This window comes from Leisingera aquaemixtae (assembly GCF_019801145.1).
Lineage (GTDB): Bacteria > Pseudomonadota > Alphaproteobacteria > Rhodobacterales > Rhodobacteraceae > Leisingera > Leisingera aquaemixtae_A.
Genome location: NZ_JAHVJQ010000002.1, coordinates 444,856 through 468,030, shown reverse-complemented (window position 1 = coordinate 468,030; position 23,175 = coordinate 444,856). Strand labels below are relative to the sequence as shown.

General features: G+C 60.4%; 28 protein-coding genes. 20 read left to right on the top strand and 8 right to left on the bottom strand.

Annotated elements, in window-relative coordinates:
• Positions 1–62 precede the first annotated feature (62 nt).
• The 5 genes from KUW17_RS06825 to KUW17_RS06805 all read left to right on the top strand — a co-directional run bounded on the left by KUW17_RS06825 (position 63) and on the right by KUW17_RS06805 (position 5,408).
• Positions 63–1,151 carry a polyamine ABC transporter substrate-binding protein gene (locus KUW17_RS06825; protein WP_222477095.1) on the top strand — a complete coding sequence of 363 codons (1,089 nt, stop codon included), beginning with the start codon at positions 63–65 and terminating at the stop codon, positions 1,149–1,151.
• 117 nt (positions 1,152–1,268) lie between these two features.
• A complete protein-coding gene (locus KUW17_RS06820; RefSeq protein WP_222477092.1) occupies positions 1,269–2,396 on the top strand; it encodes an ABC transporter ATP-binding protein in 1,128 nt (375 codons plus the stop codon).
• Positions 2,396–3,277 carry an ABC transporter permease subunit gene (locus KUW17_RS06815; RefSeq protein ID WP_222477090.1) on the top strand — a complete coding sequence of 294 codons (882 nt, stop codon included), beginning with the start codon at positions 2,396–2,398 and terminating at the stop codon, positions 3,275–3,277. Before KUW17_RS06820 ends, KUW17_RS06815 begins: the two co-directional genes overlap by 1 nt.
• Positions 3,274–4,089 carry an ABC transporter permease gene (locus KUW17_RS06810; RefSeq protein WP_222477088.1) on the top strand — a complete coding sequence of 272 codons (816 nt, stop codon included), beginning with the start codon at positions 3,274–3,276 and terminating at the stop codon, positions 4,087–4,089. Before KUW17_RS06815 ends, KUW17_RS06810 begins: the two co-directional genes overlap by 4 nt.
• Positions 4,089–5,408, top strand: coding sequence for an NAD(P)/FAD-dependent oxidoreductase (locus tag KUW17_RS06805; RefSeq protein WP_222477087.1), 1,320 nt, complete (start codon positions 4,089–4,091; stop codon positions 5,406–5,408). Before KUW17_RS06810 ends, KUW17_RS06805 begins: the two co-directional genes overlap by 1 nt.
• Here KUW17_RS06805 and KUW17_RS06800 read toward each other — a convergent pair.
• The 3 genes from KUW17_RS06800 to KUW17_RS06790 all read right to left on the bottom strand — a co-directional run bounded on the left by KUW17_RS06800 (position 5,381) and on the right by KUW17_RS06790 (position 8,807).
• Complete coding sequence (locus KUW17_RS06800) at positions 5,381–6,181, bottom strand: aminoglycoside phosphotransferase family protein (protein WP_261397073.1); 801 nt, start codon at positions 6,179–6,181, stop codon at positions 5,381–5,383. The two genes, KUW17_RS06805 and KUW17_RS06800, sit on opposite strands and share 28 nt — an antisense overlap.
• A gap of 123 nt (positions 6,182–6,304) precedes the next feature.
• The gene (locus tag KUW17_RS06795; RefSeq protein WP_222477085.1) at positions 6,305–6,982 is read right to left on the bottom strand and encodes a FlgD immunoglobulin-like domain containing protein; all 678 of its coding nucleotides are present in this window, start codon (positions 6,980–6,982) and stop codon (positions 6,305–6,307) included.
• A 4-nt stretch (positions 6,983–6,986) separates the two neighbouring features.
• Entirely contained in the window at positions 6,987–8,807 is a 1,821-nt protein-coding gene (locus tag KUW17_RS06790) for a flagellar hook-length control protein FliK (protein WP_222477083.1), read from the bottom strand.
• Positions 8,808–8,928: 121 nt separating this feature from the next.
• On the opposite strand from KUW17_RS06790, the gene KUW17_RS06785 reads away from it, so the two are divergent.
• The 6 genes from KUW17_RS06785 (at position 8,929) to KUW17_RS06760 (ending at position 12,246) form a co-directional block, all read left to right on the top strand.
• Positions 8,929–9,228, top strand: a complete 300-nt coding sequence (locus tag KUW17_RS06785; RefSeq protein ID WP_222477079.1) for a rod-binding protein — start codon at positions 8,929–8,931, stop codon at positions 9,226–9,228.
• Positions 9,215–9,574 (top strand): flagellar biosynthesis protein FlgN, encoded by a 360-nt coding sequence (locus KUW17_RS06780; RefSeq protein ID WP_222477077.1) that lies wholly within the window; start codon positions 9,215–9,217, stop codon positions 9,572–9,574. Before KUW17_RS06785 ends, KUW17_RS06780 begins: the two co-directional genes overlap by 14 nt.
• A gap of 202 nt (positions 9,575–9,776) precedes the next feature.
• The gene (locus KUW17_RS06775; protein WP_222477076.1) at positions 9,777–10,601 is read left to right on the top strand and encodes a flagellin; all 825 of its coding nucleotides are present in this window, start codon (positions 9,777–9,779) and stop codon (positions 10,599–10,601) included.
• Positions 10,602–10,679: 78 nt separating this feature from the next.
• Positions 10,680–11,051 carry a flagellar biosynthesis regulator FlaF gene (gene flaF, locus KUW17_RS06770; protein ID WP_222477075.1) on the top strand — a complete coding sequence of 124 codons (372 nt, stop codon included), beginning with the start codon at positions 10,680–10,682 and terminating at the stop codon, positions 11,049–11,051.
• Positions 11,052–11,053: 2 nt separating this feature from the next.
• A complete protein-coding gene (flbT, locus tag KUW17_RS06765) occupies positions 11,054–11,458 on the top strand; it encodes a flagellar biosynthesis repressor FlbT (protein WP_222477074.1) in 405 nt (134 codons plus the stop codon).
• Positions 11,455–12,246, top strand: coding sequence for a DUF1217 domain-containing protein (locus KUW17_RS06760; protein ID WP_222477072.1), 792 nt, complete (start codon positions 11,455–11,457; stop codon positions 12,244–12,246). Before flbT ends, KUW17_RS06760 begins: the two co-directional genes overlap by 4 nt.
• 135 nt (positions 12,247–12,381) lie before the next feature.
• On the opposite strand, the gene KUW17_RS06755 is transcribed toward KUW17_RS06760, so the two are convergent.
• Positions 12,382–13,710 carry a FliI/YscN family ATPase gene (locus KUW17_RS06755; RefSeq protein WP_222477071.1) on the bottom strand — a complete coding sequence of 443 codons (1,329 nt, stop codon included), beginning with the start codon at positions 13,708–13,710 and terminating at the stop codon, positions 12,382–12,384.
• Between the two features lie 88 nt (positions 13,711–13,798).
• Here KUW17_RS06755 and KUW17_RS06750 point away from each other — a divergent pair, with 88 nt between their 5' ends.
• Genes KUW17_RS06750 through KUW17_RS06710 form a run of 9 tightly spaced genes read left to right on the top strand, consistent with a single transcriptional unit; the run spans position 13,799 to position 18,368 of the window.
• Positions 13,799–14,188 (top strand): FlgB family protein, encoded by a 390-nt coding sequence (locus KUW17_RS06750; protein WP_222477069.1) that lies wholly within the window; start codon positions 13,799–13,801, stop codon positions 14,186–14,188.
• A gap of 12 nt (positions 14,189–14,200) precedes the next feature.
• Positions 14,201–14,593 carry a flagellar basal body rod protein FlgC gene (gene flgC / locus KUW17_RS06745; RefSeq protein WP_222477067.1) on the top strand — a complete coding sequence of 131 codons (393 nt, stop codon included), beginning with the start codon at positions 14,201–14,203 and terminating at the stop codon, positions 14,591–14,593.
• Between the two features lie 22 nt (positions 14,594–14,615).
• Positions 14,616–14,912, top strand: coding sequence for a flagellar hook-basal body complex protein FliE (fliE, locus tag KUW17_RS06740; protein ID WP_222477065.1), 297 nt, complete (start codon positions 14,616–14,618; stop codon positions 14,910–14,912).
• A 3-nt stretch (positions 14,913–14,915) separates the two neighbouring features.
• Positions 14,916–15,188, top strand: coding sequence for a flagellar biosynthetic protein FliQ (locus KUW17_RS06735; RefSeq protein ID WP_222477063.1), 273 nt, complete (start codon positions 14,916–14,918; stop codon positions 15,186–15,188).
• A complete protein-coding gene (locus KUW17_RS06730; protein ID WP_222477061.1) occupies positions 15,188–15,904 on the top strand; it encodes a flagellar hook-basal body complex protein in 717 nt (238 codons plus the stop codon). Before KUW17_RS06735 ends, KUW17_RS06730 begins: the two co-directional genes overlap by 1 nt.
• Positions 15,905–15,914: 10 nt before the next feature.
• Positions 15,915–16,700, top strand: coding sequence for a flagellar basal-body rod protein FlgG (flgG, locus tag KUW17_RS06725; protein WP_222477059.1), 786 nt, complete (start codon positions 15,915–15,917; stop codon positions 16,698–16,700).
• Positions 16,700–17,122 carry a flagellar basal body P-ring formation chaperone FlgA gene (flgA, locus tag KUW17_RS06720; protein ID WP_222477057.1) on the top strand — a complete coding sequence of 141 codons (423 nt, stop codon included), beginning with the start codon at positions 16,700–16,702 and terminating at the stop codon, positions 17,120–17,122. Before flgG ends, flgA begins: the two co-directional genes overlap by 1 nt.
• The gene (flgH, locus tag KUW17_RS06715) at positions 17,122–17,862 is read left to right on the top strand and encodes a flagellar basal body L-ring protein FlgH (RefSeq protein WP_222477055.1); all 741 of its coding nucleotides are present in this window, start codon (positions 17,122–17,124) and stop codon (positions 17,860–17,862) included. Before flgA ends, flgH begins: the two co-directional genes overlap by 1 nt.
• An 8-nt stretch (positions 17,863–17,870) precedes the next feature.
• Complete coding sequence (locus KUW17_RS06710; protein ID WP_222477054.1) at positions 17,871–18,368, top strand: flagellar basal body-associated FliL family protein; 498 nt, start codon at positions 17,871–17,873, stop codon at positions 18,366–18,368.
• 85 nt (positions 18,369–18,453) lie between these two features.
• Here KUW17_RS06710 and KUW17_RS06705 read toward each other — a convergent pair whose 3' ends face one another.
• The 4 genes from KUW17_RS06705 to flhA are packed head-to-tail and all read right to left on the bottom strand — an operon-like array spanning position 18,454 to position 22,803.
• Positions 18,454–18,852 (bottom strand): hypothetical protein, encoded by a 399-nt coding sequence (locus KUW17_RS06705; protein WP_222477053.1) that lies wholly within the window; start codon positions 18,850–18,852, stop codon positions 18,454–18,456.
• Positions 18,849–19,937 carry a flagellar type III secretion system protein FlhB gene (gene flhB / locus KUW17_RS06700; protein WP_222477052.1) on the bottom strand — a complete coding sequence of 363 codons (1,089 nt, stop codon included), beginning with the start codon at positions 19,935–19,937 and terminating at the stop codon, positions 18,849–18,851. The genes KUW17_RS06705 and flhB overlap by 4 nt, the downstream gene beginning before the upstream one ends.
• Complete coding sequence (locus KUW17_RS06695; RefSeq protein WP_222477051.1) at positions 19,934–20,713, bottom strand: flagellar biosynthetic protein FliR; 780 nt, start codon at positions 20,711–20,713, stop codon at positions 19,934–19,936. Before KUW17_RS06695 ends, flhB begins: the two co-directional genes overlap by 4 nt.
• Positions 20,710–22,803 carry a flagellar biosynthesis protein FlhA gene (gene flhA / locus KUW17_RS06690; protein WP_222477049.1) on the bottom strand — a complete coding sequence of 698 codons (2,094 nt, stop codon included), beginning with the start codon at positions 22,801–22,803 and terminating at the stop codon, positions 20,710–20,712. Before flhA ends, KUW17_RS06695 begins: the two co-directional genes overlap by 4 nt.
• Positions 22,804–23,175: the final 372 nt, after the last annotated feature.

Genomic DNA, 23,175 nt, shown 5'->3' with positions numbered 1-23,175 from the left:
CAAAACTTGATCAAATCTATTTACAGCCGGACCTGGAAGCCGGCACGCACAGGGAGAATTTCATGACACTGAAAACGATGACCATGACCGCCGTCGTTGCCCTTGGCACGGCAGCCGCCGCCACGGCGGAGGAGGTTCGCGTCTACAACTGGTCGGACTATATCGACGAAGGCCTGCTGGAAAAGTTCGAGAAGGAAACCGGCATCGACCTGATCTATGACGTCTTCGACAGCAACGAGGTTCTGGAAACCAAGATGCTGGCAGGCGGCTCGGGCTATGATGTTGTGGTGCCGACCGGCTCCTTCATGGCGCGCCAGATCCAGGCCGGCGCCTTCCAGAAGCTGGACCCGTCGAAACTGCCGAACAAGGGAAACATGTGGGACGCAATCGAGGAGCGCACCGCGAAGTATGACCCCGGCAATGAATACTCCATCAACTACATGTGGGGCACCACTGGCATCGGCGTGAACGTTGCCAAGGTGAAAGAAGTTTTGGGCGACGACGCCCCAATCGACTCGCTGGAGCTGGTGTTCAACCCGGCCAATATGGAAAAGCTTGCAAGCTGCGGCGTGCATTTCCTGGATGCCCCGGACGAAATGATCCCGGCGGCGCTGAAATACATCGGCGAAGATCCCAACAGCATGGATGCCGATGTCGTTGAAAAGGCAGAACCAGTGCTGCTGGCTGTTCGCCCCTACATCACCAAGTTCCACAGCTCCGAATACATCAACGCCCTGGCCAACGGCGATATCTGCGTGGCCTTCGGCTGGTCCGGCGACATTCTGCAGGCGCGCGACCGTGCGGTCGAAGCAGACAATGGCGTCGAGATCGAATACAACGCGCCCAAGGAAGGCGCGCTGATGTGGTTCGACCAGATGACCATCCCGGTCGATGCCCCGAACCCGGAAGGCGCGCACAAGTTCCTGAACTTCATCATGGATGCGCAGAACATGGCGGCTGCGTCCAACTACGTCTATTACGCCAACGGCAACAAGGCGAGCCAGGAATTCCTGGAAGAGGATGTGATCGGCGATCCGGCAATCTATCCCAACGAAGAAACCGTCCAGAACCTGTACATCAAGGAAGGCTACCCGCCGAAAGTACAGCGCAAGGCCACCCGCATGTGGACCAAGGTCAAATCCGGCACCTGATCAGCCGTTGCTTGACCCGCGGGGCGCATTCGCCGCCCCGCAAATCCTGACGCGCCTGGGGTTCCCTCGCGCGGCCCCCCAAGACATCCGCGCGACAATTCGCAGAAGAGGCCCGGCTTGACTGCTTCCGTATTCGAACCTTGGAACGATCCTGAGGCTAAGCCCTTGATCCACTTCCAGAACGTCACCAAACGGTATGGTGAGTTCACCGCCATCGACAACCTGACCATCGACATCTACGAGCGGGAATTCTACGCGCTGCTGGGCCCGTCCGGCTGCGGCAAGACCACGCTGATGCGGATGCTGGCCGGATTCGAGACCCCGACCGAAGGCAAGATTTTCCTGGCCGGGCAGGATATTGCCCCGGTGCCGCCGAACAAGCGGGCCGTGAACATGATGTTCCAGTCCTACGCGCTGTTCCCGCATCTTTCGATCTGGGAAAACATCGCCTTTGGCCTGAAGCGCGAGAAGATGCCCAAGCATGACATCAACGACCGCGTTGATGAAATGCTGCGGCTGACCCGGCTGGAGAAATTCGCCCGCCGCAAGCCGCATCAGATTTCCGGCGGCCAGCGCCAGCGTGTTGCCCTCGCCCGTTCGCTTGCGAAACACCCGAAGCTGTTGCTGCTCGATGAACCGCTGGGCGCGCTGGACAAGAAACTGCGCCAGGACACCCAGTTCGAATTGATGGACATTCAGGAGAAAACCGGCACCACCTTTGTGATCGTGACCCACGACCAGGAAGAGGCGATGACCGTCGCTTCCCGCGTGGCGGTGATGGATCACGGCAAGATCATCCAAGTGGCGACGCCGGACCGGATCTATGAAAGCCCGAACTCTGTCTATGTGGCTGATTTTATTGGCGACGTGAACCTGATCGAAGGCACGGCCAAGCTCAACGGCAGCGAAGCCTACGCCATGTCCTGGCACGAGGGCCATGAACCGCTGACCGTCAAGTCACCGACCGCGTTTTCCGACGGGCAGAAGTGCCATCTGGCGATCCGGCCCGAAAAAGTGGCGATCAGCGCCGAAAAGCCGGCCGAGGCGGATAACGCCGTACAGGGCCGCATTCTGGATATCGCCTATCTTGGCAATATCTCCACCTACCATGTGGAACTGCCCACCGGCGCGGTGATCAAGGCGCAGACCGCCAACACCCGCCGCATCGCCCGCCGCGCCTTCACCTGGGAAGACACTGTCTGGCTGTCATGGACTGCCACGGCAGGCGTTCTGCTGGCAGACTGATGCGCCGCTTTGTCCTGATTGCCATCCCCTATGTCTGGCTTCTGGCACTCTTCCTGGTGCCATTTGCCATCGTTCTGAAAATCTCCCTGTCGGATGCCGCGGTGGCCCGCCCGCCCTATTTCCCGCAGTTCGACTGGGCCGAGGGCATCGCAGCCTTCATCGCAGAGCTGGACTTTGAGAACTTCGTCTGGCTGACCGAAGACGATCTTTATTGGAAGGCCTACCTCAGCTCTCTGAAGATCGCGGTGGTCTCGACCTTCTTCACCCTGCTAGCCGGCTATCCGATTGCCTATGGCATGGCGCGCGCGCCGGAAGAATGGCGCCCGACCTTGATGATGCTGGTGATCCTGCCGTTCTGGACCTCTTTCCTGATCCGCGTTTATGCGTGGATGGGGATCCTGTCGAACGAGGGCTTTCTCAACCAGTTCCTGATGTGGATCGGAGTGATTTCCGAGCCGCTGACCATCCTCAACACCAATTCCGCAGTCTATATCGGCATCGTCTACACCTACCTGCCGTTCATGATCCTGCCGGTCTATTCGGCACTGGAACGGCTGGACGGCTCGCTGATCGAGGCTGCCGAGGACCTTGGATGCTCGCGCCTGACGGCCTTCTGGCTGGTAACCGTGCCGCTGTCCAAGACCGGCATCATTGCCGGCAGTTTCCTGGTCTTTATCCCGGTGCTCGGTGAATTCGTGATCCCGTCGCTGCTGGGCGGATCCGACACGCTGATGATCGGCAAGGTGCTGTGGGAAGAGTTCTTCTCCAACCGCGACTGGCCGGTGGCATCCGCGGTGGCGGTGGTTCTGCTGCTGCTCCTGGTGATCCCGATCGTGCTGTTCCAGCGCAACCAGCAGAAACAGCAGGAGGCAGAGCAATGAACCGTATGAGCTGGTTTAACGCCGTATCTTTGACCCTCGGCTTTGCCTTCCTATACATCCCGATGGTGATCCTGGTGATCTTCAGCTTCAACGAAAGCAAGCTGGTCACCGTCTGGGCCGGGTTTTCAACCAAGTGGTACGGCGAGCTGCTGCAGAACGAGGCGTTCCTGAATGCCGCCTGGGTGACCATCAAGGTGGCGGTGTTCTCCTCCACGATGGCGACCGTGCTGGGCACTATTGCCGCCTATGTGCTGGTGCGCGGCGGGCGGTTCATGGGGCGGACGCTGTTTTCCGGCATGATCTATGCGCCGCTGGTGATGCCCGAGGTGATCACCGGCCTGTCACTGCTTCTGTTGTTCATCGGCATCGGCCTGGATCGCGGCGTGTTCACCATCGTGCTGGCGCATACCACCTTCTCGATGTGCTATGTCTCGGTGGTGGTGTCCTCCCGGCTGGTGACATTCGACCGCTCGCTGGAGGAGGCTGCGCTGGATCTGGGCTGTTCCGCGTCTGAGGCGTTCCGACTGGTGACCCTGCCGATCATTGCGCCCGCGGTGATTTCCGGCTGGCTCCTGGCCTTCACCCTGTCGCTCGATGACCTGGTGATTGCATCCTTCACCTCCGGCCCCTCAGCCACCACCCTGCCGATCAAGATCTTCTCGGCCGTGCGCCTGGGTGTCAGCCCCGAAATCAACGCACTGTCGACGATCATGATCTCGATCGTCACCGTGGGCGTCATCACCGCCTCGCTGGTGACCAAGCATCAGGTGGCCCGCCAGAAGCGCGAGGAACAGGCTGCGGTGCGCACCTGATGCGCCGGATCTTTTCCGGCTATGCCTATGGTCCCGGCCCGCGCAGCAATTGCTGGTGGGACGAGACCATCCCGGCACCGGACTGGCCCGTTCTTAAAGGGGAAGCCGTTACCGATGTTGCCATCATCGGCGGCGGTTTCACCGGCGTGTCGGCAGCCCTGCACCTGACCGGAAGCGGGGTTTCCGTTGCCCTGCTGGAAGCGGAGACACCGGGCTGGGGTGCGTCAGGGCGCAACGGCGGGTTCTGCTGCCTTGGCGGCTCGAAACTTTCCGGCACCGCAATGCGCAGGCTGTTCGGCAGTTCCGCCGCAGACGTTTACGAGGCCAGCGAAGAGGCTGCGGTGCACCTTGTGCAAGAACTGCTTTCCTCTCACGGCATAGCGGCCGACACCCACTCCCGCGGGGAGACGCAGCTGGCGCACAGCGAAAAAGCTGCGCGCCGCCTGTCAGCACAGGCCGAGGAACTGCAAAGGGCGGGCGAAGAGGTGGAGTTCCTTGCCCGCCGCCAGTTGGCGGACCACGGTCTGAACGGCAGTTTCCATGCCGCGCTGACCACGCCGGTGGGCTTTGCCTTGAACCCGCGCAAATACCTGTTCGGCCTGGCCGCCGCTGCCGGGAAAGCAGGCGCCAAACTGTTTCAGAACAGTCCGGCCCTATCCATAAAACAGGCGGCCGGCGGGTATGAGATAGAGACTAAAAAAGGGATTCTGAGGGCATCCAAGGTTGTCATCGCCACCAATGGTTACTCCTCTGAGGACCTGCCCGAATGGCTGGCGGGGCGCTACATGCCCGCACAATCGACGGTCATGGTAACTCGCCCCCTGACAGAGGCAGAGCTGCAGAAGCAAGGCTGGTTTTCTCAGCAGATGGCCTATGACACCCGCCACCTGCTGCACTACTTCCGGCTGATGCCGGACCGGCGTTTCCTGTTTGGCATGCGCGGCGGGCTGCTGGCCTCGCCCCGTGCCGAGGCAGGCATCCGGCACAAGCTGCGGCAGGATTTCGAAGCCATGTTCCCGGAGTGGCGGAATGTGGAAACCACCCATTGCTGGTCCGGCATGGTCTGCCTGTCGCGCAATCTGGTGCCTTTCATCGGGCCGGTGCCCGAGAGTCCTGGAATGTTTGCCGGCCTCTGCTATCACGGCAACGGGGTTGCGATGGGCAGCTATGCCGGGCGGATTCTCAGCGACCTGGTGCAGGGGTGCAGGCCAGAGCTGCCCTATTCGCCTGCAGTGCAAAAGATGCCGCGCTTTCCATTCGGCCGCGCCCGCCGGGTGCTGATGCCGCCCGCCTATGCGGTTCTAGGCCTGATGGACTGAAGCGCCGCGCGTTCCAGTTGATAGCCTTGCCGGTCCTTCTCTCCGCCCTGTTCGGCCCGCCACAGGCAGTAGGCTGCCATGCGCCAGTGAAACCAGGGTTTCAGCGCTAGCGTCCGGCCTGCAATACGCGGATCGGGATAGGCCCTCAGAAAGCTGTCTTCCTCGGCCTTCGTCAGCGGCGCCCCCCGGTACATCAGCTGCATTGCCGGGGACAGGAACAGAGACAGATCCTCTGCCGGGTCGCCGATCTGCGGGCATTGCCAGTCGATCAGCGTCAGGGTGCCATCATGCGCCAGAAGGTTTCCCGGCACCGGATCGCCATGGATGAGCACCGGCTGCGGCAGAGGCGGAACCCGGCCCAGCGGGCGCAGGGCTGCCAATTGGTCAGGGTCCTTGCAGTTCTTGAGAATACCCAGAGTTTGCGTTTCCAAAGCCGAACTGCCGTTTATCCCCTGCGGCAGCCCAGGTGGCGGCGACACATCGTGCAACCGCCCCAGGAGCCTTGCCACATGGGCGGTGTCTTCCTGCCAGGGGCTGCCGTTGACATGGGCATAGCTCAGCCAATTCCGGCCTTCGAATGCACCGGTCTGCACCAGTGGCGGCACCATTCCGGTACCGGACAGCGCCGCCAGTATCGCCCCCTCGCGCGCCGGGTCATTGGCGAACAGCGGATTTGCTCCATCTTCGGCGTAAAGCTTGATCACCAGCCCGCCGGCCCGCCAGACGTGGTTTGACCGCCCGCCGGTCAGACGCCGCGGGGCAGGCACATGCAGCCCCTGTGCAGACAAATGCGCAAAGAAACGGGCTTCGAACTGATCGGGCAGCGGTTGCAGGGCGGTCTCCGGTGTTGGCCGCCCTGTTCTTAGACAGTTTTTCCGTCAGCGCCTACCGCCGGATTACCCTGCAGGTTCGCGCAACGCACTGACCGAGGAGGCGAGAACCACCGAGCCGCCCTCGGTAATCAGCCCCACATCTCCGCCCTGCATCCGGGTTTCGTTCACCTTGAAATAGATCTCGGCATATTCCTGCAGCAACAGGTCATCGCCCTTCCTGCTTTCTACGATAAAGGAATACTCTCCAGTTTCCAGCGGGTTGCCGTCGTCATCCAGGCCATTCCACTGATAGGGCTCAGCCGACACCGGCAAGGTGACGCGCTGCACTTCAGTGCCATTGGCATTCTGCACGACCAGTGTCACCGAATCCGCCGCGGCGGCCGGGTTGGGTGCAATGGTGATCTCATTGCTGCCGTCGAAATAGCCGGGCGCCACGCCCCGCGCCTCCATGCCGACCCAGCCCGACAGCGCCGCCATGTTGGCGAGGCCAAGCTGCGACTGCAGCCCCTCCAGCAGGGTGTTGCTTTTGGTTTGCTGTTCAACCATCGAGAACTGCGCCAGTTGCGCCGCATATTCGGTCGAATCAAGCGGTTCCAATGGATCCTGATTCGTGGCCTGCGCGGTCAGCATCTTCACGAAGGTTTCGAAATCGGATGTCAGCCCGGAAGTGCCTTGGGAGGCCGCCGGCTGCGCGTAGGTTTGTGCCGCAGAGCTGCCCGCGGAAGTGACTGCTGTTGTCATGTGTTCAGACCCTCATATCCACACCGGCAGCGCCAAGCCGGAGATTCTGTGTTGCTGGCGCTCCGGCGGCCATTCCACCGGACATTTCCGTCTCACCTCTGCCGCCGGCCTGCGCCGAACCGCCTTGTTCATTTTCACCCTGCTGCCCGCCGCCGGTCTGGCCGCCGCTGAATTCAAAAGAGATATCTTCGTACCCCATGCGGCGGAATTCTTCGGCCAGCTCGTTGATATGGCGCCGCATCAGGTCGCCGGTTTCCGGGCGTTCTGTCTGGATGATCATCGTGATGCCCGATTCGCTGGTCACCACCCGCATTTTCACATGCCCCAGCTCCTGCGGGTTCAGGCTCACCTCGACTTTCTGTTCGCCCTTGGCTGCAAATGCCTCGGCAATCTGGGCTGCGATCATCCGGGGCATTTCCGGCCGGTGCCCGGCTTGCGTGCCAAACGACGCTTCCGCCAGAAGCTGGGTCAGCCCCGGTGAGTCACCGGTCATGCCAAGCGCAAGGGACAGAAAATCGGTCTCTGCGGAGGCCTCAGCCATCCCGCCAGCCTGTAACGACTGGATAACCGCCGCAGCCGGAAGCGCCGCTTGCGGTGCTGAGGCGACCTGGGCAGTTCCGGTCCTGACATCTGCGGATGCGGCTTTCGCCACTTCAGCTGCTGCCTCTGAAACCTCGTCAAAGACTTTCATGCCAGAAAGGTCCGGCTGCGCTTTCTGATGTGGCGCCGGTGTCACTGGCTGGCCTGCGGCAAGCGCTTGAACTGCGCCTTGCGCGCCAGCCGCAACGGCGCGCGCCACGCCTTCGGGCTGCACCGCGGCCAGTTTCTCAACAGCCTGCGCATTTGGAAAACCTGAAAGTGGCAGGGCTCGGCCAGACCCATCGGAGGCTTGACCCGAAGCAGCGCTGGCGCTGAACGAAGGAGCAGGCCTCACCGCAGAATCGGCTGGCACAGTATGGCCGCTGCCGCGGCTGCCATTTACGGCAGGCGGTGCCGCTGTACTTGCTTCCAGCCCCGCCGCTGCCGTGCCGGAAACAATTTTGCGCTCACCGTCTGCCAAAGGTTGGTCCGGCTTGGTTTGCCTTCCGCTCAAAACACTTTGGACTGCCAGGCTGCTAACCTCTCCTGGTGTTGAGCCCTGCTGAGCGGCTGCGGCGACTGCACCGTGCGCATCTTGGCTGCTGCTGCCGGCTGCCGCCAGTTCCCCACGGCCTGGTGCCGCACGGTCTGGCTCTACACGCTCTGGCACCATACGGTCCGCGGTGCCCGGCGTCTTGCTGCCGGGGTCCGATGCAAGACGCGGAATGTCATCACTGTCAGGCAGGCGGCTTGTCTCATCGATGTTCGCTGCCTTGGTCTCAGACATGTCTTCAGGTTCCAAGCCAACTCCCGCCGCGTCCGGTTCGGTGCCGTTCCCTGCTTCCATGCCGGGTTTTCTGTCAATCTCAATGGCGGCGAATTCAACCGCACCGGGACCTTCTGGCTTTGCGCCTGCGCTCCCGATTCCGGTCTCTGGGGCAGTGTCGGACTGCCCACCGGCCGCTGCCGTCTCGCTGCCGGCACCAGCATTGGCGTCCTCACTGCTGGTTTCGGCAGAGGTGCCTTCCTGACCGGCTTCGGCTTTGGGCACCGCAGATTCGCCGGCTGGTTCAGCAGCATTTTCAGAAACTTTTTCCGGGACTTCGCCCCGCCCATTTTCTGCAGCCACAAAAGCTGAAAAATCACTGGAACTATTTGATTTTTCTTGAGTCCTCGCGTTGGCCGCCAACGGCTTTCCACCGCTGGCAGCCTCAATTCCAAGGATCGAATTCATCATCATGGTCATGTTCCGGATATTCTATCTCGACCCGGACACACCTACCCCAAAGCGGTTACGGCAATTTTAACCGGTTCCGGGGCAACTTCAGAAAATCGATGGAATTCGAGTTTCAACCGGAGAACCGGACATGACAGACATATTGCCCATCCAGCTTCAGACTTCCTCTGCGGCCACCCCGGTGCGGCCCGCCAAGAGCGACCCGCTGCGCGAGGCGGCAATTGAACTGGAAGCCACATTTCTTGCTGAAATGCTCAAATCCGCAGGCCTCGGCGAAGCCAGTGAAAGCTTCGGAGGCGGCGCTGGCGAAGAGCAGTTTTCCAGCTTTCTGATCCGCGAGCAAGCAACGCAGATCGCCCGCTCTGGCGGCATTGGCCTGGCCGAATCACTTTATCACGCATTGAAGGAGACCCAAGGTGAGCAACCCTGAACCGCAGCAGCTCATTGATGAGCTCGATAATATTCTCGACCGCGAACGCGTTGCCCTGATGGCAGGCGACCTGAGCAAGCTGGAAGAGCTTCTGGCGAAAAAAGAGAAAGTCATCAGCAAACTGAACTCTGTGACAGAGCTTGAGCGCGAGGCGCTGGAACTGGTGCAGACCAAATTGTCGCGCAACCAGCAGCTTCTCGACAGTGCGATGGAGGGGATCCGATCCGTCGCTGCCCGGATGGCCGAATTGCGCCGCATCCGCAGGGGCCTGGACGTCTATGACCAGTCCGGGCGCCGGAACCGCTTTGGCACCCGCGGGGCAACCAAACTGGAAAAAAGAGCCTGAGCGCAATTTGGAGAAAATTCTAAAAAACCAAATGCCGCCATTAGCACTCCCTTAGCAACTGATGCGCCAATGTCGCCTTGCACCTGATGAAAGGTGGCGCGGAAGCCGGACGGCGGAACGCACTGTCAGAAAGACGTCACACAGCGCCCCCAGGGGCAAGGAATAATGGGGTCAAAGCGCCCCGCAGCTAAAGGAAAAAGCTATGACCAGCATTCTGACCAACAACGGCGCAATGGTTGCTCTGCAGACTCTGCGTTCGGTGAACAATGACCTGAGCGACACTCAGAACCAGATTTCGACTGGTAAAGAGGTCGGCATGGCCAAGGACAACTCCGCTGTCTGGGCCATCTCCAAGACTATGGAATCCGACATCCAGGCTTATGAAGCCGTGAGCGACGCTCTGAACTTTGGCGAAGCAACCGTTGCCGTAGCATCTTCCGGTGCGGAGCAGATCGTCGAAGCTCTGAAGGACATGAAGGAGCTGATTGTTTCCGCGAACTCGGAAAACGTTGACCACGCCAAGATCCAGAACGACATTGAAAAGAAACAGGAGCAGATTACCGCAATCATTTCTTCTGCGGAATTCAATGGCGCAAACCTTCTGAATGCCACTGTTGACGGCACTGCTTCGTCGCTGACGGTGCTTGGTTCCGTCGACGGCTCGACATCGATCACCGTCGATGCCGTAGACATGGAGAACGATCTTGATTGGACCGCAAGTGTTCTCACTACGATCACCGATGCAACCACTGCAGCCTCTGCGCTCGGTGAAATCGACACCCTTATCGCAGGTGCGATCGACGATGCAGCGGCACTTGGTGCGGACTCCAAGCGCATCACCGACCAGAACGAGTTTGTGTCCAAGCTGACCGACTCGCTGAAGACCGGCGTCAGCGCGATGACCGACACCAACATGGAAGAGGCATCTGCCCGCCTGAAGGCGCTGCAGACCCAGCAGCAGCTGGCCGTGCAGTCGCTGACCATCGCCAACCAGGCGCCGTCGACCCTGCAGCAGCTGTTCCGTTAACAGCCCTTACCGGGGCGCTAAACGCGCCCCGGTCTTCCCTTCTCAGAGAACCTGAAGAATAAAACGTTAGGAAAACACGTGAATGCCCTTCTGAAGGCGAAGAGTGCCTATTCGGCGGCAAAGTCCCCGACCCGGACAGCAAAGAATTTCGAGTATGAAGTGGTCGCCCGCGTTACCCGCCGGCTGATCACGGCTGCGCAGAAAGGCGGCGATGGCTTCAGTGATCTTGCTCAAGCACTGAATGACAACCGCAAGCTTTGGTCCATTTTCACCGCAGATCTCTCGATGGAGGCGAATCCACTGCCGGATGATCTCAAGCGGAATCTCTTCGAACTGGCGGAATTCACGAGACAGCACACCAGCAAAGTGCTTCAGCGCAAGGCCAATGTCCGGCCGCTGGTGGAAATCAATACGGCCATCCTGCGTGGCCTCCGCAGCGGAGCATCCTGAATATGAGCGGACTTGTCCTGAAACTTGCCCCCAAAGAGCGTGTCCTTGTAAATGGCGCGGTGATCGAAAACGGCGACCGCCGAAGCCGCCTGTCCATTGTTACACCGGACGCCAATATCCTGCGCCTTCGTGATGCAATCCATCCGGAAGAAGCGAATACGCCAGTGCGCCGGGTGTGCTACGCCGCCCAGCTGATCCTGTCGGGCGATGCAGACCCTGATGAGGAACGCCTGCCGATGCTGCGCCGGATCGAAGAACTGAGCCAGGTCTTTACCGACCCTGACAGCCGGTCATCCATTGCCGAAGCCACGGACGCCTTGATCAACAACAACCACTACCGCTGCCTGAAGGCGCTGCGCACCTTGCTGCCGCGGGAAGACCGCTTGTTCGCGGTCCGGCCGTCATGAACTTTCAGCCCCTCTTGCCAGCCACAGGTATCGCCGGGTGGAACTTCCTCCAGGCGACCTATGACAAGCAGTTCGACGTTTTCAAAAATGACGCGGTCCTGAAACGCGAAACCGATTATTTCATGGAAAACATCGGGAACGTGAAAACAGCAGAGGACCTCATTGGCGACTCGCGGCTGCTGAATGTTGCCCTTGGCGCATTCGGGCTGGAAGAGGACAGCTACAAGAAAGCCTTCCTGGAACGGATTTTTCAGGAAGGCACCGAGGCCGACGACGCGCTGGCCAACCGGATGGGGGATGACCGCTATGTCCAGCTGAGCGAGGCTTTCGGGTTTGGCCCGGGGCAATCGCTCAAAACCGGCGATCTGAAGGCGATGTTTGACCTGGTTCACACCAATCAGGTGCAATCCTTCGAGGCCGCTGTTGGTGAACAGGACAACTCTATGCGCGTGGCCATGTTTGGCGAACGCGAAGTCCTGAACCTTGCCGAAGATGGAACCGCTGTGAACACCAAGTGGTTCAATGTCATGGGCCAGCAGGCACTGCGGGAGCTGTTCGAAACCGCCCTGGGCTTGCCAACCAGCCTGGCACAGATCGATCTGGACCAGCAGCTGGAAGTCTTCAAAGACAAGTCAAAACAAGTGTTCGGCTCTGATGATCTCGCAGTTTTCTCTGATCCGGAAAAAATGGAAAAGCTGATCAACACTTACCTGGTGCGGTCAGAAATTGCCGATTTCCAGGCAAGCGTTTCTTCCGGCTCAACCGCATTGATGCTGCTGACCAGCTGAACAAGCGGGCCAGATAACACGGAAAACTCAAGAAGGGTGCCACCAGTTCAGTCTGGCTGCACCCTTTTCGCATTTTCCCAGAGGGTAACCAGCACCTGCACTTCCCAGCCGGGCTGACAAGTACAGGCGCCGGCTTCAGCGCCCGGCCTTGGCCCGGCGCAGCAGAAGCAGCAGGCGGTTGAAGCTGCTGGTGATACCTTCCGGATCTTCCCGGCCGAAAAACGCATCCAGCTCCGGCCACAGTTTCACGGCCTGATCCAGGACCGCATCGTTGCCTTCAGCGTAAAGACCCGCGCGGATCATGACCTCGGACTGCTCATAAGCCCCCAGGTACTTGCGCACGTCCTGGATCGCAGCATTTTCATCGGCTGTCGCTGCGGCTGGCAGGCTGCGCGACACAGAGCGGGACACGTCGATTGCGGGAAACCGTCCGCGTTCGGCGATTTCCCGGTTCAGGACGATATGCCCGTCGAGAACCCCGCGCAGAATATCCGCGATCGGCTCGTCCATGTCCGACCCAGCAACCAGGACACTGAATACCGCCGTGATATCGCCCTGGCCCTCGGCCCCCGGCCCCGCCCGTTCGCACAAGCCGGTAATCAGCGGCGTCACCGAAGGCGGGTAGCCGCGCAGCGCCGGCGCCTCGCCGGAGGCGGCCGCAATCTCCCGGTGCGCTTCGGCGAAACGCGTGACCGAATCCGCCAGGAACAGAACGTTCTTTCCCTGATCGCGGAAGTGCTCTGCCACGGTCATGGCAGCCCACGCGCAGCGGCGCCTGACCAGCGCGGATTGATCGGAGGTCGCGGCGACCACAATGGCGCGGCGCATGCCTTCCGGTCCCAGGACCTGCTCAACGAAGTGGTTCACCTCCCGGCCGCGCTCGCCGATCAGTGCCATCACAACCACATCGGCCTGCATTGCTTGGGCAAGTTTGGCCAGCAATGAGGATTTACCGACCCCGGACCCGGCAAAGAGGCCGACTCGCTGCCCCCGTACAATCGGAAGAATCGTATTCAGAACCGCCTGCCCGGTGGCCAGCCGCTCTCCCATGGGCCGCCTGCCAGCAGCCTTGGGCGGCGGCGCCATCAGATCGCGCGGCTCACTGCCGGGAAGCATTGGGCGGCCGTCCAGCGGCTCGCCAAAGGGATCGATAACGCGTCCAATCCAATGATCGCTGGGTGCAAATTCCGGAGACGGGTTCAGCAAAACCGGATCTCCGATGGCGGCCCCATCCGGCGCCCTATCCGGTAACATGCTAATATTGCTGCCATTTATCTTCAGAACTTCGCCATGCAATGCATCCTGCGGCCCACGCCGCAAGATCAGCCTGTCGCCAATCCGCGCCGAGGAAGCCAGCCCGCCGATTTCGATTTCCCCGCCCGAGATCCCCGTCACCCGGCCCATCTTTGTCGCCAGGCGTTTTCCGGCGATCTGACGGGTCAGTGCTTGCAGCTCTGCTTTCATCGCAGCGGTCTCCCTTCATGTCCTGAAAACAATTTCTAAAGGAATCGGGGTTAAGCCTTGATTGAAATCGATCAAGGGAGAAACCCTGGTGTTCACAGAATTGAACGTATTCAAAATCGCCTATTCGATGGCAACCCATGCCGGGAAACGCCAGGCATTGGTTTCCCAGAATATCGCTAATTCCGATACGCCGGGTTACCACGCCAAGGACATCAAGCCATTCAAAGAGGTCTTTGCTGCAGGCGCCCGCCCGACCGGAATGATCGCATCCCGCGGCAGCCATTTGAATGGCAACTCAAACAGCAATTTGGACTGGGCCGTCACTTCTACCGAGGCCGGCAGCGACCCCAACGACAATTCCGTCTCCGTCGAAACCGAGCTGCTGAAGGGCGTCGAAGTCGCCCGGCAGCACAAACGCGCCATGGCGATCTACAAATCTTCCATGAACATTCTGCGCGCCAGCCTCGGCAAGAACTGAGGGGGATGAGCGATGAGTGAGTTTTCAAGAGCCCTTTCCGTCACTTCCAGCGGCCTTAAGGCGCAGGCTGCACGGCTTCGGCATGTGTCTGAGAACATCTCCAATGCGGATACTCCGGGCTACCGGCGCAAGACCGTGCCATTCGAGGCCGTGCGCGAACTGCAAACCGATGTGGAGCATGTGCGCACCGGCCGGATCAATCTGGACCGCCGGGACCTGGAGAAAGTCTACGATCCTTCGCACCCGCTTGCCGATGACAGCGGCCACTACGAGGGCTCCAATGTCGACCTGATGATCGAGATTGCCGACGCCCGCGAAGCCCAGCGCAGCTACGAAGCCAATCTGAAGATGTTTGAACAGACCCGCTCGATGTCAGCCTCGCTGATGGACCTTTTGAGACGCTAACCGAAAAATTTGGAGATCCAGAATGGATATTCACAGTCTTTCCGCCGCAGGCGGCTATGCCGCCGCCAGGCCAGCCACCAAGGCCGACCCCAACCATGAAGCTGCTGGCGCTGGCGCCCGTCTGAAAGAGAGTTTCGAGCACTTTGCAACGACCCTGCAGAGCAGTGAGCAGGTCTCCGTGCAATCAATGACTTCGCAGGCGGACCCGCATGCACTGGTGCAAGCGCTGGCGCAGACTGAACTGGCGGTCGAGACTGCCGTCACGGTGCGCAACAAAGTGGTCGAGGCGTACCAGGAAATCCTGAGGATGCCGGTCTGAGCCATGATGAGCGAAAGCCTCTTCTATGACACGCTGCGCCAGGGAATTTGGGCGGCCGTGACCATGGCAACCCCGATCCTGATCGTTGCGCTGGTTGTCGGTCTGGCCATTGGCCTGTTTCAGGCCCTGACGTCGGTGCAGGAAATGACCCTGACTTTCGTTCCCAAGCTGACGGCCATTCTGGTCGTGTTCTGGATGACCATGGGCTTCATGACGCAAACGCTGGTGGCCTTCTTCGACGGCCACATCATTCCGATGATTGCCGGAGGTTCGTAATGGAAACTGCAGGTTACGCCACGCTTTCACGCCAGTCCGGTCTGATCCGGGAGATGCGCGTTGTTGCGAACAACATCGCCAACTCAGCCACGACCGGATACCGCCAGGAAGGGCTGATTTTCTCGGAATTCGTGCAGTCGTCTCCGGGGCAGCAATCGTTGTCGATGTCGCGTGCGAACATTTTCAACACGTCGATGGAACAAGGCCAGTTCACCCAGACGGCCGGCACATTTGATTTCGCAATCGAAGGCGACGGGTTTTTCATGGTCGAGACGCCCCAGGGCGAACGGCTGACCCGTTCCGGTGCGTTCTCTTCCAATGCGGCCGGCGACCTCGTGACCATGGACGGCTTCCGGGTGCTCGACGCAGGCCGTGCGCCGGTTTTTGTGCCGCCGGATGCCGGCAAGATCGAAGTCGGTTCCGACGGCTCAATCAGTGCAGACGGGCGTCTGCTGGGCCAGCTGGGCCTCTTCAAGCCAATGGATCAGCACACGATGGTTCGGGAAGACGGGGTCATGTTCCGCGTCGAAGGGGAGATCGAGCAGTCCTTCGATTCGAAGGTCCTGCAGGGGTTCCTGGAAGGATCCAACGTGAACGCAATTTCCGAAGTGACCCGCATGATCGAAGTGCAGCGCGCCTATGAAATGGGCCAGAGCTTCCTGCAGTCGGAAGACGAGCGCATCCGCAATGCCATCAAGAACCTGATCAAGACCTAGGAGAATCCAGATGCGTGCCCTGAAGATCGCCGCGACCGGCATGAGCGCCCAGCAACTGCGGGTGGAGACCATCTCCAACAACCTCGCCAACATGAACACCACCGCGTACAACGCGCGGCGGGCCGAGTTTGCCGACCTGCATTACCAGCAGATTTCGCGCGCCGGCACCGTGAACGCGTCCGACGGAACCGTGCTTCCAACCGGTGTGCAAGTAGGCCTGGGCGTGCGCCCCGCCGCCGTATCCGTGCATCTGTCGCAGGGCGCTCTGCAGCAGACCAACAACGACCTGGACATCGCCATTGACGGCAACGGGTATCTGGAAGTGACCCTGCCGTCCGGCCAGACCGCCTATACCCGCGACGGCGCGCTGAAGCGCTCGGCAGAAGGGCTGATTGTCACCTCTGACGGCTTCGCCGTTTCGCCCGAAGTCACAATCCCCGATGACGCAACCAGCATCTCGATCAATGCCGAAGGCGAAGTCTACGGGTACTTCAACGAAACGACGGAAGGCCAGTTGCTGGGTCAGTTCACGCTGGCAAGTTTCACCAACCCCAAGGGGCTGGAGGCAATCGGCAGCAACCTGTTCACGGAAACGGAAGCCTCCGGCGCTGCCGCCGTATCGACAGCTGGCGAAGACGGGCTCGGCACATTGCGCCAGGGGTATCTGGAAGCCAGTTCCGTTGACGCGGTGCGCGAAGTGACCGAGCTGATCGAAGCCCAGCGCGGTTATGAAATGAACGCCAAGGTCATCTCGGCAGTCGACCAGATGATGAGTGCAACCACACAGGTGCGCTGATGAAACGTGTTCTTGCCTGCCTGACAGCCGCGGCGCTGTGCGCTCCCCCAGCCTGGGCGGAATACCTGACACCTTTGCGCACGATCCGCGCAAAGGAGATCGTGAATGCCGAGGACCTGGCCTTGAAAAAAGGCGAGATCCTGGGCGCACTGACCGACCCGTCGGAGGTGATCGGCATGGAAGCGCGGGTCGCGCTTTATGCAGGCAGGCCCATGCGCCCGGGCGACATCGGCCCGCCGGCCATCATCGAACGCAATGACCTTGTGACCCTGATCTTCCGCCAGGGCGGGCTGACCATTGCCGCGGAAGGGCGTTCTCTGGGCCGCGGCGCTGCAGGCGAAGCCGTCCGGGTCATGAACCTTTCTTCCCGCACCACTGTCACCGGCCGGATCAACGGCGACGGCTCCGTAGAGGTAAACTGATGACTATGCAATTTTCCCGCGTCAAACCGCTGCTTTTCGGACTGGCTTTGCTGGGCGCCTGCGGCCGGATGGACCATCTGGGCAAGCCGCCCACATTCACCCCGGCCAATGAAACGCCTGAACATGTTGCAATGCTGTATCAGGGGCTGCCAATGCAAACGCAGACCCGGCGCACGGTCGACGGCTCCTCTCTGTGGAGCGGCTCGCAGCAGTCGCTCCTGGGCGACCGCCGTGCCATAAAGCGTGGCGACATCCTGACAGTGGTGATCGAGATCGACGAGGAAGCGGAGATTTCCAACGATACCCAGCGGTCGCGTTCAGGCTCTGAAAGCATGAACATGCCTCAGCTTCTGGGCCTGCCGCAGCGTCTGGACCGGAAACTTCCGGAAGGTGCGTCCTCTGCAGACGCTGTAGAGATTGGCAGCTCCAGCGCCTCAGGCGGCAAAGGGTCCGTCAAGCGCAGCGAAAAGCTGGAGCTGCGAGTTGCCGCGACCGTCGTCGACGTGCTGCCGAATGGCGTGCTGGCGATCAGCGGCACTCAGGAGCTGCGGGTGAATTTCGAACTTCGCGAACTTCTGGTCACCGGCTATGTCCGGCCGCAGGATATCAGCCGCCAGAATGAAATCACCTATGACAAGATCGCCTCTGCCCGGGTGTCCTATGGCGGCCGCGGTCAGATCACTGATGTGCAGCAGCCCCGCTACGGCCAGCAGCTGCTTGACGTTGTCCTGCCGTTCTGAGGATTGCCATGCTCTCGAAGCTTCTGCCAGTCATCCTGCTGATCCTTGGAACCGGAGGCGGCATCGGCGCCGGTATAATGTTGGCGCCTGCTCCTGAGGAACAGCACGCCGCTGCAGGCGGCGGTGCTGCGCCTGCCCCGGCAGCGTTTGCGGAGGAACCCGCCGAAGAAGGCGAGGAAGCCCTGCGCGAATACATCAAGATCACCAACCAGTTCGTGGTTCCGGTGGTCGACCGTGATCAGCTGACTTCTCTGGTCGTCATTTCGCTCAGCCTCGAGACAGCCCCCGGTGCGGGTGAGAAAATCCGCGCTTTCGAGCCGAAGCTGCGCGATGTTTTTCTGCAAGTGCTGTTTGATCACGCCAACATGGGCGGCTTCCGCGGCGCCTTCACGCGCTCCGACATCCTAGAGCCGCTGCGCACTGCCTTGCGGGAAGCGGCGCAAAAACATGTCGGCAAGACAATTCACGACGTGCTGATCATGGAGATATCCCGTCAGGATGTCTGACCGGCAAACGGTCCACAGCCACCATGAAGTAACAGGCCGGTCCCAAAGGACCGGCCTGTTTTCTATGTGCAGGATCTCAGGCCCGTCAGCCGTCGAGCAATCTGTCCATCAGCGCCTTTTCCTGGGCAGCCTTGTGCCGCTTTCGCTCGGCTGCGGCCATGGTTTCTACCGCTTGCTTACGTCCAAAAGCCTTACGCAGCTGATCCATCATCCGCAGCTTCTGCGCAGTAGCCTGCGCCAGCTCCATGTTCAGCTGGCGCCGTGTGCGGGTATGCCAGCCCTGCCACAGGAGATCCGCGCCCAGGGCCTTCATGGCATGATCGCCATCCGCTTGCTCCCGGGCTGCCTGCACCTGTGCGTTCAGCTTGGCCAGTTGGCCGCGCAACTCCGCTTCGCGGGCCAGGGCAGGCTGGATCTTGGCATGTTCCTGCATGTATTGCGCTGCGGTCACCGCCGCCATCTGATCCAGCATCTTTTGCTTCATGTGATTTTCCCCTTGGCGCGTTTGCGCATTTCCTCGGCAAAGCGGATCGCAGCGGCAACCGGCGCATAATGCTCTTCCAGAATTTCGTCGCCGATCTCTATGGCTGCATGCAATGCCCGGGCGGTCGGCGGATCGCTGTGGATTGGAACAGCGTTTTCATTCGCCACACGCCGGATCGCCGCGGCCACTTCATCAACGCCCTTTGCGACGCAGACCGGTGCGGCCCCCTTCTCGCGGCTCCACTTGAGTGCTACCGCGTAGTGGGTCGGGTTCACGATCACCACATCCGCATTCGGCACATCGGCCATCATCTGCCCCATCGCAATTTCCTGGCCGCGCTGGCGCCGCTTGCCCTTCATATGAGGATCGCCCTCGGAATCCTTCATTTCGTCCTGGATTTCCTTGCGCGACATCATGTTCTTGCGGCGGTGCTCAGCATGCTGAAAGGCTGCATCAACAACACCGATTGCCAATGCAATGATCAGTGCCAGGAACAGAAACTCCAGTGCCAATTGCGACAGCATCGTTACCACCGACTGGGGACCGGTGCCGGAGGAGGCAATCATGTCCGGCAGCCGGTGGGTCAGATAGACGCTCAGGCACACCGAGTAGAGCAACAGCTTCAGGAAGCTCTTCAGAAACTCGAACAGTCCCGCCCTGCCGAATTTGTTCTTGGCGTTGGAAATGATGGAAATGCGCGACAGTTTCGGCTCCAGCTTGCTGGGCGCAAAAACCAGGGCCCGCTGGCCGACAATCGAAAGCAGAACAAGCGCAAATGGCACTAGGAACCATGGCAGGATGGGCCGTATCAAGCTGCCGGCAAAGCCCCCGGACGGAGCGGCTGCGGAGCCTTCGAAGAATAGCTGTGCCAGCCGGTCTGGTTGGTCCAGAAACGCCATCAGCGCGGTGCCGGTTCCCTCGACGCTGCTACTGCCGGCCGCATAAAAGGCAACAATCAGACCCAAGTAAGCCGCCGCCACCGACAGGTCTGTGGATTTCGCGACTTCGCCTTTTTCGCGGGCCTTGCGAAGCTTTTGTTCCGTTGGCTCGAATGACTTGTCAGAATCGTCGTCGCCGCCGCTCATGGCATGCCGCCTCCGGGATTCACGAGAAATGTCATCAATGCGCGGGACCAGACATCCAGTATCATCGGGCTGCCGACCATCAGGATGAACAGGCCGAAGAAAGTAATGACCGGCGCACCGACCATCGCGACCATTAGCTGCGGCATGGCCCTGTTAATCACCCCGAGAGCCAGGTTGTAGATCACCGCGGTGATTACAAACGGAGCCGCCAGCGTGAAGGCCAGTGAGAAGCTTTCCGACACCCTGAACACTCCCCATTCGGCCAGCCCGGCGGCAGCAGGGAACTGACCGGCAGGAAACATCTGGTATGACCCGATCAGCAGCTCTGCCACCCGGACGTGCAGCCCCAGCATCACCGCCAGGGTCACACCCGAAATCATGAGCACGGCTCCAAGTGCCGGCATTGGTTCCGCACCGATGCCCCCCAGCACTTGCGACAGCGACGTGCTTTGCGCGGCCATTGCACCCGCTGTCTGAAGCGTAAAAACAAAGATCCGCACACCGATGCCCAGCGCCAGGCCGATGATCGCTTCAGTCACTGCAAAGCGGGCGTAATCGAAGATCCCGTCCGGTTCGGGAAACGCTGGAAGCGCAGGCGCCACCACAAAAGTGAATGCAACGGCCACTGCCAGCTTGACCCGCGTCGGCACGTACAGCTCCCCCATCGCGGGCAGGACCGACACCATGGCGGACACCCTCAGGAAAACGATGGCTGCGTGCCAGAACCCTGCCCCCAGCAGCAGAACCAGCTCTGGCGGCAGGAAGTTCATGTTCATGCCTGAACCATCCCGACGAGGGCCGGACGCGCCTCGAGGCCGATTTCCTCAAACGAAAGCACAGGATTGCTGATGCCGCGGGACTTCAGAATGGTCTTAAGATACCGGCGGCGGCGGGTTGAGGTCACCACCGCGGCGAAGACACCCTGATCCGTCGTGGTGCCCAGTTTGTCACTCAGCCCGTCCGCAAGCCTGTTGAACAAGTCAGGCGGCAAGGCAATATCGAGGCCAGCCCCCTGCGCGTCCACTTGATAGGTGGAGAACTTGTCCTCCCATTCCGGCGCCAGCTGGATCAGCGGAATGGTACCATCGTCGCGCTTCATCTCAGCCACAAGCTGGAAGCCCAGCCGCTGGCGCACATGCTCGCAGATCATCTCCGGCTGGGTTGTGTGCATCCGCGCCTCTGCAATCGATTCAAGGATCAGCGGCATGTTTCGGATAGACACCCGTTCCTCCAGCAGCAGCCGCAGCACCGCATGAAGAGTATCCATCGGAACCTTGTCCGGCACCAGCGCATCCAGCAGTTTACGGTTTGACTCAGAGCGGAAGCCATCGGACAGCTGGGTCATCTCGTCCAGGAGGCGGCGCAGCGACTTGAGCGTCAGCAGGCGCGGGAAATTCTGCTTGATGGTTTCCAAAAGATGGGTCGCCAAAATCTCCGGCGGGGTGACAACGGTCGCCCCGGACAGGGCGGCCTGCTCCTGCGCCTTGGCGGAAATCCAGCGGGCAGGCGCGCCATAAACCGGCTCTGTCACATCGGTGCCGGCTGGCAGCGCATCGTGATTGTCAGGCATCAGTGCCAGAACCATGTCGGGATGCAACGTGCCGCGGGCCTGTTCAACGCCCTGCACTTTGATCAAATAGGTTCCCCTATCCAGTTCATTCTGGTCGGTGAGACGGATCTCGGGAAGAATCAGGCCGAATGTGGTGGCAATATGAGACCGCATATTGGCTATGCGTGCATCCAGACCGGTTCCGGCATCCAGCACCATGCTCACTAGGTCCGGTGCAAATTCCAGATGCAGGTCGTCAAGGTCGAGGATGTCGCCCAACGGCCGCGATGCAGCCGGGTCGGACGCCTCTTCGATCTTCTCTTCGATCTCGGCTTCGGCGTCGTCCTTCTTTTTCTTGGCCATCCGGAACGCAGTATAGCCAAGCACCCCGCCGCCGATCACAAAAGGCAGGAAGGGGAGGCCCGGAACCAGCGCGAACAGCACCATGAGAACCGCAACCGTCGTCAGCGCGGCAGGGTGGCGGCCGAATTGCTCGAACAGGGCAATGTCTGTGGCACCGGTGGTGCCGCCGCGGGCCAGCAGCAGCGCAGCGGCAATCGAAATGATCACGGACGGGATCTGCGACACCAGACCGTCGCCAACCGTGAGAATTGCGTAGGTTTCAAACGCGTTGCCAACCGGCATTCCATGGACCAGAACGCCCATGATCAGCCCCATGACCAGGTTCAGCAGGGTGATCAGCAAACCGGCAATGGCATCGCCCTTGACGAACTTCGACGCGCCGTCCAGCGAGCCGAAGAAGGTGGTTTCCTGCTGGTCGCGTTCCCGGCGCTCCTTGGCGGTCTGATGGTCGATGGCCCCGGCCGACATATCCGCGTCGATTGCAAGCTGTTTGCCGGGCATCCCGTCCAGCGCAAAGCGGGCACCCACCTCGGCCATCCGCGCGGCACCCTTGGTGATCACCATGAAGTTGACGATCAGCAGAACGCCGAACACCACCAGCCCGAGGAAGACGCTGCCCCCCATAACAAACTGGGCAAAGCCCTCGATCACATTGCCCGCTGCGTCGGTGCCGGTATGCCCTTGTCCGATGATCAGCTTGGTCGAGGACACGTTCAGCGACAATCGCAGCATCAGCGAAGCCAGCAAAATCGTCGGAAACGACGAAAAGTCCAACGGCCGCTCGATGAACAGCGTGATTGTGAAAATCAGGATGGCCAGCGCAAAAGAGGCCGCCAGGCCGACATCCAGCACCCAGGCCGGCATTGGCAGGATCATCATCACAATGATCGCCATCAAAGCCAGCGCCAGAAGCACAGTCGGGCTGAAAAGTTGTTCAGTTGTCAGCTTAGGCAATGTTCAAGCCCCGCTTCTGGATTGCTTTCAACGGGTTGGAAGCCTGGCTGCACCGTAATGGAGACAGCGTGAGACGAGGCTTGTTCAAACGGCGGACACCCAGCTCCGGCTCACGCCGCACAAAAGGCCGCCCGGCTGCTGTCTGTAAGGAAACTGCATCAGCAACAGCCGCTGCAGCCGGCTGGCAGCAGGACGAAGCAGCTATGGGAATAAGTTTCAGCAGAGCTGCCGCTCTGCTCTCTGCGCCTGTTGCGCGCAGAATCAGCCCGTTCGGGCATTTTTTCGAGTAGTTTTCCGGCATTCTGCCCGTTCCAAATCAGGATTCACCCGTTTGTCACGTTACCGGCAGCCGGTTGACAAAGTGTTATCATC